We start from the raw sequence: 11,143 nt of genomic DNA on the forward strand, positions 1-11,143 counted from the left end.
GGCACCTCAGCCAAGTTGGCGCCGCCGGTGGATTTCTCCCACCAGCCAGCGCATGCGCTGCTTGGCCGCTTCATCGGCCGTGCCGGCCACCACCTCCGCCTGCAGGCCGTCGAGTTCGCGCCGCAGCGGCTCGGCCAGCAGCTTGGTGATAGCCGCATCGAAATCCTGTATTGCGGGTGCCTCTTCGATCTCTTCTCGCAGCACCGCGGTGCGCGCCACGGCATACACCTCGGCATAGGGCGACTGGGCCAGGTGTTCGCTAAAGGCCGCAAAATTGACTTCGCCCTGCACGCTGTCGCACGCCTCCACCAGGTGCGCCAGCACTTCACTGTCGCTGCTCTCGCCGCCCAGCAGCAGCGCGCGCGCATCCTCGTCCAGCCTTGCCGACAGCGCCGGATAGCACATCAGCAGCTGGATCACCCGCTGCTCCAGCCCGGTCGGAGCCTGCCGGCGGGTGCGCGGGCGCGGCTGGGCGAAGCGGCCGACGCGGGCCGGGTCGCTGCGCAGGCCGCAGATGGCTTCGATCTCCGCGGGTGTCGTCCCCGTGGCATCGGCAAGTTCACGCACAATCTGTAGCCTCAGGCCGCCGGCGGGCATGGCCTGCAGCAGCGGCTTGGCCTCGTACTGGGCCCGGGCGCGGCCCTCCGGCTGGCGCAGGTCCAGCTCCTCGGTGACCGACTGCAGCAGGAAGCGCGACAGCGGCATGGCATTACGTACCTGGTTGGCAAAGGCTTCGGTGCCCTCTTCGCGCACATAGCTGTCCGGATCGTGCTCGGCCGGCAGGAACAGGAAGCGGATGGTCTTGTTGTCCGCCACGTGCGGCAGGCAGGCTTCCAGCGCGCGCCGGGCCGCGCGGCGCCCGGCGGAGTCACCGTCGAACGAGAACACCACGGCATCGGTCTGGCGCAGCAGCTTCTGCACGTGCACAGGGGTGCACGCCGTGCCCAGGGTGGCAACGGCATTGGCAAAACCGAGCTGGGCCAGCGCCACAACGTCCATATACCCTTCGACCACCAGCACGTAGCCGGTTTCCCGGATCGTGTGACGGGCTTCGAACAGCCCGTACAGCTCCGTGCCCTTGCTGAACAGCGGGGTCTCGGGCGAGTTCAGGTACTTGGGCTCGCCCTGCCCCATCACGCGTCCGCCGAAGCCGATCACGGCCCCCTTGGTGTTGCGGATAGGGAACATGATGCGGTCGCGGAAGCGGTCGTAGCGGCGCGGCTTGCCGTCCGCATCGCGCTTGTCGCTTTCGATCAGCAGGCCGCACTCGACCAGCGGCGCCGACACGTTGTCATCACGATAGCTGCCGAACACGGCCTCCAGGCCCTGCCAGTCATCCGGCGCATAGCCCAGGCCAAAGTTCGCGGCGATCTCGCCGGTCAGGCCGCGGCCCTTCAGGTACTGGATCGCCTGCGGCGCGCCGCGCAGCTGGCGGCGGTAGAAATCGGTGGCGCGGGTCATGGCGTCGGACAGCGCCACCGAACGGGCCTGCTGCTCCGCGCGCTGCCCGGGCGGCAGCCGGTCGCGCTCTTCCGGCACGCTCATGCCGACCGACTGGGCCAGTTCGCGCACCGCTTCCGGGTAGGACTGGCCGGAAAACTCCATCAGGAAGCCGATGGCCGAGCCGTGGGCGCCACATCCGAAGCAGTGGTAGAACTGCTTGGTCGGCGACACCGTGAATGACGGTGATTTCTCGTTATGGAAGGGGCACAGCCCCATGAAATTGGCGCCGCCCTTCTTCAGCTGCACATACTTGCCCACCACATCGACAATGTCGACACGGTTGAGCAGGTCCTGAATAAAGGATTGCGGAATCACCCGACTGACCGTCCTGAGGCATGGGCCGTCCCGCGGCGGGCGGCTTCTTTTAGGAATGCGTGACCGGTGCGGCGCCCGGCTGCTATCGGAATATTGTAGTGCAGCGCGATAGGGCCGCCCGGACTGCATGACATCTCCGTGCAACTGCACCGAACCACGCAGATCCGGTGCTTATCTTGCTCGCAACCGATTAAATCAGTATTTACTTTGCTGCGAGTGCGGCCTTGACCAGGGCCGATACGGCGGTCATGTCAGCACGGCCGGCCAGCTTGCCCTTGAGCACGCCCATGACCTTGCCCATGTCCTGCGGACCGGCGGCGCCAGTGGCGGCAACGGCCTGCTGGACTTCAGCGGCGACTTCCTCGTCCGACAGCGCGGCGGGCATGTAGGCCTTCAACACCTCGACCTCCGCCGACTCCTTGTCTGCCAGGTCATTGCGGCCCGCCTGCTGGAACTGCGAGATCGAGTCCTTGCGCTGCTTGATCAGCTTCTCGACCACGGCCAGCACCGCGGTATCGTCCAGCTCCACGCGCTCATCGACCTCGCGCTGCTTGATGGCGGCCAGCAGCAGGCGGATGGTGCCGAGGCGCTCCGTTTCGCGGGCGCGCATGGCGGTCTTCATGTCTTCGCTGATACGGGCTTTGAGGGACATCGTGATCTTCCAGAAAGTGGGTGGACACTCACAGGTGGCGGCGGTGACCGCCCGCTGCAAGGCCCAGAATGCAAAAACCCGCCGAAGCCTATGCCATAGCGGGTCGGATGCAAGCGGGAGCGCCGGGGTCAGTACAGCTTCTGCGGCAGCATCTGGCTGCGGATGCGCTTGTAATGGCGTTTTTCGGCGGCTGCCTTCCTGCGCTTGCGCGCGGCAGTGGGCTTTTCGTAAAACTCGCGCGCCCGCAGCTCCGGGAGCAGCCCGTTCTTCTCGATGGTGCGCTTGAAACGGCGCATGGCAACTTCAAAAGGCTCGTTTTCCTTGAGGCGGATCGTGGTCATTTGGCCAGAAAATGAAGAATTTTCGGGATAAGCGGCTCTACGAAGTTCTGGATTGTAGCACCAACAATCGAGCGCGGAAGTGGCGTGCAACGGACACTTGCCGAGTGCCGCTCACTGCCCTTCGGGCTATCGCCAGCCTACCCTTGGGCTACCGATTGCCCTGCCGACGCGGTGCGCGATGCCTCAGCCGCGGCCTGCCCCGCCGCCACCGCGGACGCCCACGCCCACTGGAAGTTGTAGCCGCCCAGCCAGCCGGTCACGTCCACCACCTCGCCGATGAAATACAGGCCCGGTACCTCGCGGGCCATCATGGTGGTTGACGACAGCGCCCGCGTGTCGACCCCGCCCAGCGTGACCTCGGCCTTGCGATAGCCCTCGGTGCCCGACGGCACGATGCGCCAGCCGTTGAGCGTGGCGCCGAGCTTGCGCAGGGCCTTGTCGGTCACATCATGCAGCGGCATGGTGGCATCCACGCCCGAGGCCGCGCACCAGGCATCGGCCAACCGCGCCGGCAGCCGTTGCGCCAGCAGGTTGCCCAGGTGCTTGCGGCTGCCGGCCTTCTGCTCGAGCAGCCAGGCGGCGGCATCCTCGCCATCAAACAGGTCGATGGCGATCGGCGTGCCGGGGCGCCAGTAGCTGGAGATCTGCAGCACGGCGGGGCCGGACAGGCCACGGTGCGTCCACAGCAGGTCTTCGCGGAAGGCTCCGGCCGCCTTGCCATTGCCGGTGGCGACATCCACTTCCAGCGACACGCCGGCCAGCGGCGCGAACGGCGCCCAGTCCTTGCCATCGAAGGTAAGCGGCACCAGCGCCGGGCGGGTTTCGACGATGCCCAGCCCGAACTGCCGCGCGATGCGGTAGCCAAAGTCGGTGGCGCCGATCTTGGGGATCGACAGCCCGCCGGTGGCCACAACCAGCGCCCCGGCCCGCACCGTGCCGGTGGCGGTGAGCAGCAGGAAGTCGTCGCCCTCGCGTCGGACCTCGGCCACGCTGCAGCCGGTCTGCCAGCGCACATGGCCGGTGTCGCATTCGGCGCGCAGCATGGCGATCACGTCTTCGGCGCTGTCGTTGCAGAACAGCTGGCCGCGATGCTTCTCATGCCAGTCGATGCCGTAGCGGCGCATCAGGCCAAGGAAATCCTGCGGCGTGTAGCGCGCCAGCGCCGAACGGCAGAAGTGCGGATTGGACGACAGGTAGTTGGCGGGCCCGGCCTGCAGGTTGGTGAAATTGCAGCGCCCGCCGCCCGAGATGCGGATCTTCTCGGCCAGCTTGGTGGCATGGTCGATCAGCACCACGCGCGCGCCGTTCTGGCCGGCCACGGCGGCGCACATCATGCCGGCCGCGCCCGCACCCAGCACGGCCACGTCATACCGGCCCGTCCGGGCCGATGTTGCCCCGCTCATTGCATGCCTCGCGCATCCATGTGTATTGCCACCGCCAGAGAAAGGGCAGATTGTAGCGAAAAGCACGCCGCGCGCCGCTGTGCTACCCTGCGCGCTTCCTGCAACCTGTTGTTTCGACAGCCGTTTCCCTGACCGGGGACGGCCCTATGCGCTTCCCATGCTTGTCCTCGGCATCGAATCCTCCTGCGACGAAACCGGCCTCGCCCTCTATGACACCGGGACCGGCCTGCTCGCGCACGCGCTGCACTCGCAGATCGCCATGCACCGCGACTACGGCGGCGTGGTGCCGGAGCTGGCGTCGCGCGACCATATCCGCCGCGTGCTGCCGCTGCTGGAGCAGGTGCTGGCCGATGCCGGCCGCACCCGCCAGGACATCGACGCCATCGCCTTCACCCAGGGCCCCGGGCTGGCCGGCGCACTGCTGGTGGGCGCCTCGGTCGCCAATGCACTGGGCTTTGCGCTGAACGTGCCGATGGTGGGCGTGCACCACCTGGAAGGCCACCTGCTGTCGCCGCTGCTGACGCGCGAGCCGCCGCCCTTCCCGTTCGTGGCGCTGCTGGTGTCGGGCGGGCATACGCAACTGATGGAAGTGCGCGGCATCGGCGATTACGCGCTGCTGGGCGAAACACTGGACGACGCCGCCGGCGAAGCCTTCGACAAGACCGCCAAGCTGCTGGGCCTGGGCTATCCGGGCGGCCCGGAAGTGTCGCGGCTGGCCGAATTCGGCATTCCCGGCGCCTTTGCGCTGCCGCGGCCGATGCTGCATTCGGGCAACCTGGATTTCTCCTTCGCCGGGCTGAAGACCGCGGTGCTGACGCAAACCCGCAAGCTCGCCAACACCTGCGAGCAGGACCGCGCCAACCTGGCGCGCGCCTTTGTCGATGCCATTGTCGACGTGCTGGCCGCCAAGTCGATGGCGGCGCTCAAGCAGTCCGGCCACAAGCGGCTGGTGGTGGCGGGAGGCGTGGGTGCCAACCGGCAGTTGCGCGAGCGTCTGGACCAGATGGGCAAGCAGCGCAAGATCGACGTGTATTACCCGGACCTGGCGTTCTGCACCGACAACGGCGCGATGATCGCGTTTGCCGGCGCGATGCGCCTGCAGGCCGCGCCCGAACTGGCGCGGCACGAGTATAGCTACGGCGTGACGCCGCGCTGGGACCTGGCGGATATCCGCCTGCCTTCGGCGGCCTGAAACGGACCAAAGAAAGAGCCACCGCATGCGGTGGCTCTTTTCATTGCAGCGACAACGCGCTCAGTCGACGCGCTTGTCCCGCTCGATCACGGCATACGCGCTGTGGTTGTGGATCGACTCAAAGTTCTCCGCCTCCAGCACATAGGCCACGATACGGTCATCCGCATTCAGGCGCATGGCGATATCGCGCACCAGGTCCTCGACGAACTTGGGGTTCTCATAGGCGCGCTCGGTGACGAACTTCTCGTCGGGGCGCTTGAGCAGGCCCCACAGCTCGCACGAGGCCTCTTCCTCGGCCATGCGCACCAGCGCTTCCACCGGCAGCTCGCCGGCCAGTTCCACGTCCATGGTGATATGCGAACGCTGGTTGTGCGCGCCGTACTGCGAGATCTTCTTCGAACACGGGCACAGGCTGGTCACTGGCACCAGCGCCTTCAGGAACACGCGAGTGGCGCCGTTGCGCACTTCGCCGGTCAGCGTGACCTCGTAGTCCAGCAGCGACTCCACGCCCGACACCGGCGCGGTCTTGCTGACGAAGTACGGGAAGGTGACCTCGATGCGGCCAGCCTCGGCTTCCAGCTTTTCCAGCATCTTGTCCAGCATCAGCCGGAAGCTGGCCAGCTCCAGCGGCGCGCGCTCTTCTTCCAGCAGCGCGACGAAGCGCGACATATGCGTGCCCTTCTGGTCCGCCGGCAGGTGCACGTCGAGATTGAAGGTGCCCACGGTCGGCACGATGCCGGTCGGGGTATTCAGGGTCACGGGGTAACGCACGCCTTTGACACCGACGCGCTGGATGGGGATCTGGCGGGTGTCGGGGCTCGACTGGACGTCGGGCATGACGAAGGCGGGATTGATGTCATTCATCTACGGTTTCCTCCAGGGTCGCGCCCAGGTGGGGCGGCACGAGCCCTTACGGTCGCGGCATTTTCGCAGTCCATCCATGCCGCGCAACGAGTGTGAAACCACGGGATCCGGCAAGTGGCACGCCGGCCCGCAGCTGCGAACACAAAAAAGGGGAGTTTAAGGGAATTCGGACGCACTCGTGGTGCGAGGGCCGAATCCCCTTCGGGACAGCAGGTGATCAGGCCACGCGCGAGGCGACCGTGACCTTGGGCTGGTCCAGCCCGAAGCGCTCGCGCACCGAGCGCTCGATGCCGGCCGCATCCAGGCCGCATTGCTGCAGCAGATAGGCCGGGTCGCCGTGGTCGACGAAGCGGTCGGGCAGGCCCAGCGTCAGCACCGGCTTGTCGATGCCGGCCTCGGCCAGTGCCTCCAGCACGGCGCTGCCGGCGCCGCCCATCACGCTGCCCTCTTCCACCGTCACCAGGTAGTCGTTCTCCGCGGCCAGGCGCTTGACCAGTTCCACGTCGAGCGGCTTGACGAAGCGCATGTCGGCGACCGCGGCGTCCAGCGCCTCGGCGGCACCCAGGGCCGGGTGCACCATCGAGCCGAACGCCAGGAAGCCCACGCGATGCCCCGCGCGCGCACCGCCCTCGCGGCGCATCACGCCCTTGCCGACCGGCACGGTGGTGAGCTCGGCGGCAATGGCCGCGCCCGGGCCGGAGCCGCGCGGATAGCGCACGGCGCTCGGGCACGCCTGGTGGAACGCAGTGGTCAGCAACTGACGGCACTCGTTCTCGTCGGACGGCGTCATCACCATCATGTTGGGGATGCAGCGCAGGTAGGCGATATCGTAGGCACCCGCGTGCGTGGCGCCGTCGGCGCCGACCAGGCCGGCCCGGTCCAGCGCGAACACCACCGGCAGGTTCTGCAGCGCCACGTCGTGGATCAGCTGGTCATAGCCGCGCTGCAGGAAGGTCGAGTAGATCGCCACCACCGGCTTGAGGCCCTCGCAGGCCAGGCCGCCGGCAAAGGTCACGGCGTGCTGCTCGGCGATGCCCACGTCGTAGTAGCGGCCCGGGAAGCGCTTCTCGAACTCGACCATGCCCGAGCCCTCGCGCATCGCCGGGGTAATGCCGACCAGGCGCTTGTCGGCCGCGGCCATGTCGCACAGCCAGTCGCCGAACACCTGCGTGTAGGTCTTGCGCGCCGGCTTGGCCGCCGGGCGGATGCCCTCGGCCGGATTGAACTTGCCGGGGCCGTGGTACAGGATCGGGTCGGCCTCGGCCAGCTTGTAGCCCTGGCCCTTCTTGGTCACCACGTGCAGGAACTGCGGGCCGCCGCCTTCCAGCGCGCGCTCGCGGATGTTCTGCAGCGTCGGCACCAGCGAGCTCAGGTCATGGCCGTCGATCGGGCCGATGTAGTTGAAGCCGAATTCCTCGAACAGCGTGGCCGGCACCATCATGCCCTTGGCATGTTCCTCGAAGCGCTTGGCGAACTCCAGCACCGGCGGCGCCACCGACAGGACTTTCTCGATGCCCTTCTTGGTGGCCGCGTAGAACTGGCCGCTCAGCAGCCGCGCCAGGTGGCGGTTGAGCGCGCCCACCGGCGGCGAGATCGACATGTCGTTGTCGTTGAGCACCACCACCAGCGGCAGGTCCTTGTAGACGCCGGCGTTGTTCAGGGCCTCGAAGGCCATGCCCGCGGTCATGGCGCCGTCGCCGATCACCGCCACCGAGACGCGCTTCTCGCCCAGCGTGCGCGCGCCCAGCGCCATGCCCAGCGCGGCCGAGATCGAGGTCGACGAATGCGCCGTGCCGAAGGTGTCGTATTCGCTCTCGCTGCGGCGCGGGAAGCCCGAGATGCCGCCCCACTGGCGCAGCGTGCCCATGCGCTCGCGGCGCCCGGTCAGGATCTTGTGCGGGTAGCTCTGGTGGCCCACGTCCCACACCAGCCGGTCGTCCGGGGTGTTGAAGACATAGTGCAGCGCGATGGTCAGCTCGACCGTGCCCAGGTTGGACGACAGGTGGCCGCCGGTCTGCGAGACCGACTCCAGCACATAGGCGCGCAGTTCGTCCGCCAGGGTCTGGAGCTCACGCCGGTCGAGCTTGCGCAGGTCTGCGGGGGCGTCAATCTTGTTGAGGAGTGCGTAGGTCATGATGTCCGTTCGGCCGGCTCTCTGTTTAGTGTGTGCGCAGCACGATCAGGTCCGCCAGGTCCCGCAGGCGGTCCGCGCGCTCGCCAAAGCCGGCCAGCGCCTCGTGTGCGTCGGCGCGCAGCGTCCCGGCAAGTGCGCGTGCCGGGTCAAGCCCCATCAGCGAAACATAGGTCGGCTTGTCATTGGCGGCGTCCTTGCCGGCGGTCTTGCCGAGCGTGGCGGTATCGGCAGTGACGTCCAGAATATCGTCAACCACCTGGAACGCCAATCCCACTGCCGCCGCATAGCGGTCCAGCGCAGCCAGTCCCTGGGCGTCGATTTCACCACATAGCGCACCCATGCGCACACTGGCGCGCAACAGCGCGCCAGTCTTCATGCGATGCATGGCCTCGAGCGCCTCGCGCGTCATGGCGCGGCCCACGTTCTGCAGGTCGATCGCCTGGCCGCCGGCCATGCCGGTCGAGCCCGACGCCAGCGCCAGCTCGGCCACCAGCTGCAGCCGCGCCGCGGGCGCGATCGCCCCGGCACCGGCCAGCACGATAAAGGCCTGGGTCTGCAGCGCGTCGCCAACCAGCAATGCGGTGGCCTCATCATAGGCCTTGTGCACGGTGGGCCGGCCGCGGCGCAGGTCGTCGTCGTCCATGCAGGGCATGTCGTCGTGCACCAGCGAATAGGCGTGGATCATCTCCACCGCGCAGGCCGCCGCGTCGCAGGCGGCCGGGGCCGCCCCGCTGACTTCGCCGGCGGCATGCACCAGCAGCGGCCGCACGCGCTTGCCGCCGCTCAGTGCAGCATAGCGCATGGCTTCGTGCAGCGTATGCGGCACGGTGTCGGCAGCAGGCAACGCCGCCTGCAGGGCGGCCTCGGTGCGGGCGCCCTGGGCCTGCATCCATTGGGCAAAGTCACTCATGCCTCGTCCGCCCCCAGTGCGCCGTTGGCGCCATTGCCCTCGCCGGCCAGGGGCTTGAGCACATCGCCCTCCAGCACGCGGACCTGCTGCTCGACCCGCTCCAGCTTCTGCTGGCAGTAGCGCACCAGCTCGGCGCCGCGGCGGTAGGCCGCCAGCGATGCCTCCAGCGGCAGTTCGCCGCTTTCCATGCTGGCCACCAGCGTTTCCAGCTCGGCCATCGCCGCTTCGTAGGAAGCGGGCGGCGCCGATGCGCTGGTGTCGGCGGTGTTGTCGGTCTGGACCGGAGCGGTCGTCGTTTTTGGCATATCAGGACCTGGAATCAAGGACCCCGGGGGAAACCCGGATGGGGAAGCCCGGATTTTACGCCAAAGCGGGAGCTTGCCCCATCCTTGCGCACGGTCGGCGTGGACCTATCGGGGTGCACAAACCACAGAAGTGACTTGTGCGCTCGGGTCGTCTTTCCGAATGAGGCCGGTACGGCACCCAGATGACGACCCGGGTCGACTTTTTCGCTAAAAAGGCAAAAAAATCAGGCCCTTAACTTTTTGGGTCGGGTACAATCCCCCGTTCGCCGCCAGGGGTGTACGGAGTCTCTCCCGACCTGGCGGCTGTCTTTCCCAAATCGATTCAATTTTCGATGGTTGGGTTGTTCACTGCTTTCACCTGTTCATCTGGGAGTGGGGATAATGTCCAATCTCAGCACCGCGCTCAACCTGGCGCCGGCTGATTCGCAACTGCCCGTCGGCGTCTATTTCGACGAAGCACTGCATCAACAAGAACTCGAACTGCTGTTCAGGAATGGCCCGGGCTATATCGGCCACGAGCTGATGGTTCCGGAAGTCGGCGACTACCACACGCTCAGGGCCGAGGACGAAGGCCGCATGCTGGTACGCAACGCCGCCGGCATCGAACTGATGTCCAACGTCTGCCGCCACCGCCAGGCCATCATGCTCAACGGCCGCGGCAATGCGCAGAACATCGTCTGCCCCCTGCACCGCTGGACCTACGACCTGAAGGGCGAGCTGCTCGGCGCGCCGCATTTCGACAAGCAACCCTGCCTGCACCTGAAGCGCTCGCCGCTGCAGAACTGGAACGGCCTGCTGTTCGACGGCAAGCGCGACGTGCGCGCCGACCTGGCCAGGCTGGGCGTGGCGCAGGACCTGAACTTCGACGGCTACATGCTGGACCACGTCGAGGTACACGAGTGCGACTACAACTGGAAGACCTTTATCGAGGTCTATCTGGAGGACTACCACGTCGTGCCGTTCCACCCGGGGCTGGGCAGCTTCGTCTCATGCGACGACCTCAAGTGGGAGTTCGGCGAGTGGCACAGCGTGCAGACCGTGGGCCTGCATGCCGGCCTGAAGCGCCCCGGCAGCCCGACGTACCAGAAGTGGCACGACGCGGTGCTGCGCTTCAACGACGGCGTGCTGCCCAAGCACGGCGCGATCTGGCTGACCTACTACCCCAATATCATGGTGGAGTGGTACCCGAACGTGCTGGTGATCTCGACGCTGCACCCGGTCGGCCCGCGCAAGACGCGCAATGTGGTGGAGTTCTACTACCCCGAGGAAATCGCGCTGTTCGAGCGCGAGTTCGTCGAGGCCGAGCGCGCCGCCTACATGGAAACCTGCATCGAGGACGACGAGATCGCCGAGCGCATGGACGCCGGCCGGCTGGCGCTGCTCAAGCGCGGCACCAGCGAGGTCGGGCCGTACCAGTCGCCGATGGAAGACGGCATGCAGCATTTCCATGAATGGTATCGCCGCGCCATGGCTTACGCCGGCTAGTCCAGTGGACTGATATGTATTGACCGTGTCAAGTGCTCA

The 11,143-nt window shown here is 67.0% G+C and carries 10 protein-coding genes; 2 read left to right on the forward strand and 8 right to left on the reverse strand.

Features of this window, described 5'->3' with window-relative positions; translation table 11 throughout:
* Positions 1 to 6: 6 nt before the first annotated feature.
* From dnaG to CF68_RS02475, 4 genes are all read right to left on the reverse strand, one after another.
* Positions 7 to 1,818 (reverse strand): DNA primase, encoded by a 1,812-nt coding sequence (gene dnaG, locus CF68_RS02460; protein WP_035815786.1) that lies wholly within the window; start codon positions 1,816 to 1,818, stop codon positions 7 to 9.
* Between the two features lie 202 nt (positions 1,819 to 2,020).
* Positions 2,021 to 2,470 (reverse strand): GatB/YqeY domain-containing protein, encoded by a 450-nt coding sequence (locus CF68_RS02465; protein WP_035815787.1) that lies wholly within the window; start codon positions 2,468 to 2,470, stop codon positions 2,021 to 2,023.
* Between the two features lie 128 nt (positions 2,471 to 2,598).
* Entirely contained in the window at positions 2,599 to 2,811 is a 213-nt protein-coding gene (rpsU, locus tag CF68_RS02470) for a 30S ribosomal protein S21 (RefSeq protein ID WP_035815788.1), read from the reverse strand.
* Between the two features lie 137 nt (positions 2,812 to 2,948).
* Positions 2,949 to 4,214, reverse strand: coding sequence for an NAD(P)/FAD-dependent oxidoreductase (locus CF68_RS02475; RefSeq protein WP_035815789.1), 1,266 nt, complete (start codon positions 4,212 to 4,214; stop codon positions 2,949 to 2,951).
* Positions 4,215 to 4,371: 157 nt separating this feature from the next.
* Between CF68_RS02475 and tsaD the strand changes: the two genes are divergently transcribed.
* Positions 4,372 to 5,406: a tRNA (adenosine(37)-N6)-threonylcarbamoyltransferase complex transferase subunit TsaD gene (tsaD, locus tag CF68_RS02480; RefSeq protein WP_035815791.1), complete on the forward strand. Its 1,035-nt coding sequence runs from the start codon at positions 4,372 to 4,374 to the stop codon at positions 5,404 to 5,406.
* A 60-nt stretch (positions 5,407 to 5,466) separates the two neighbouring features.
* Here the strand turns inward: tsaD and folE2 are convergent, their stop codons facing one another.
* From folE2 to CF68_RS02500, 4 genes are all read right to left on the reverse strand, one after another.
* Entirely contained in the window at positions 5,467 to 6,270 is an 804-nt protein-coding gene (folE2, locus tag CF68_RS02485; RefSeq protein ID WP_035815793.1) for a GTP cyclohydrolase FolE2, read from the reverse strand.
* Positions 6,271 to 6,487: 217 nt separating this feature from the next.
* The gene (gene dxs, locus CF68_RS02490) at positions 6,488 to 8,404 is read right to left on the reverse strand and encodes a 1-deoxy-D-xylulose-5-phosphate synthase (RefSeq protein ID WP_035815794.1); all 1,917 of its coding nucleotides are present in this window, start codon (positions 8,402 to 8,404) and stop codon (positions 6,488 to 6,490) included.
* 25 nt (positions 8,405 to 8,429) lie between these two features.
* Positions 8,430 to 9,314 carry a polyprenyl synthetase family protein gene (locus CF68_RS02495; RefSeq protein ID WP_035815795.1) on the reverse strand — a complete coding sequence of 295 codons (885 nt, stop codon included), beginning with the start codon at positions 9,312 to 9,314 and terminating at the stop codon, positions 8,430 to 8,432.
* Positions 9,311 to 9,619, reverse strand: a complete 309-nt coding sequence (locus tag CF68_RS02500) for an exodeoxyribonuclease VII small subunit (RefSeq protein WP_010813643.1) — start codon at positions 9,617 to 9,619, stop codon at positions 9,311 to 9,313. Before CF68_RS02500 ends, CF68_RS02495 begins: the two co-directional genes overlap by 4 nt.
* Before the next feature lie 381 nt (positions 9,620 to 10,000).
* Here CF68_RS02500 and CF68_RS02505 point away from each other — a divergent pair, with 381 nt between their 5' ends.
* A complete protein-coding gene (locus tag CF68_RS02505) occupies positions 10,001 to 11,104 on the forward strand; it encodes an SRPBCC family protein (RefSeq protein ID WP_035815796.1) in 1,104 nt (367 codons plus the stop codon).
* Positions 11,105 to 11,143: the final 39 nt, after the last annotated feature.

It is taken from the genome of Cupriavidus sp. SK-4 (assembly GCF_000611125.1).
Taxonomy (GTDB): Bacteria; Pseudomonadota; Gammaproteobacteria; order Burkholderiales; family Burkholderiaceae; genus Cupriavidus; species Cupriavidus necator.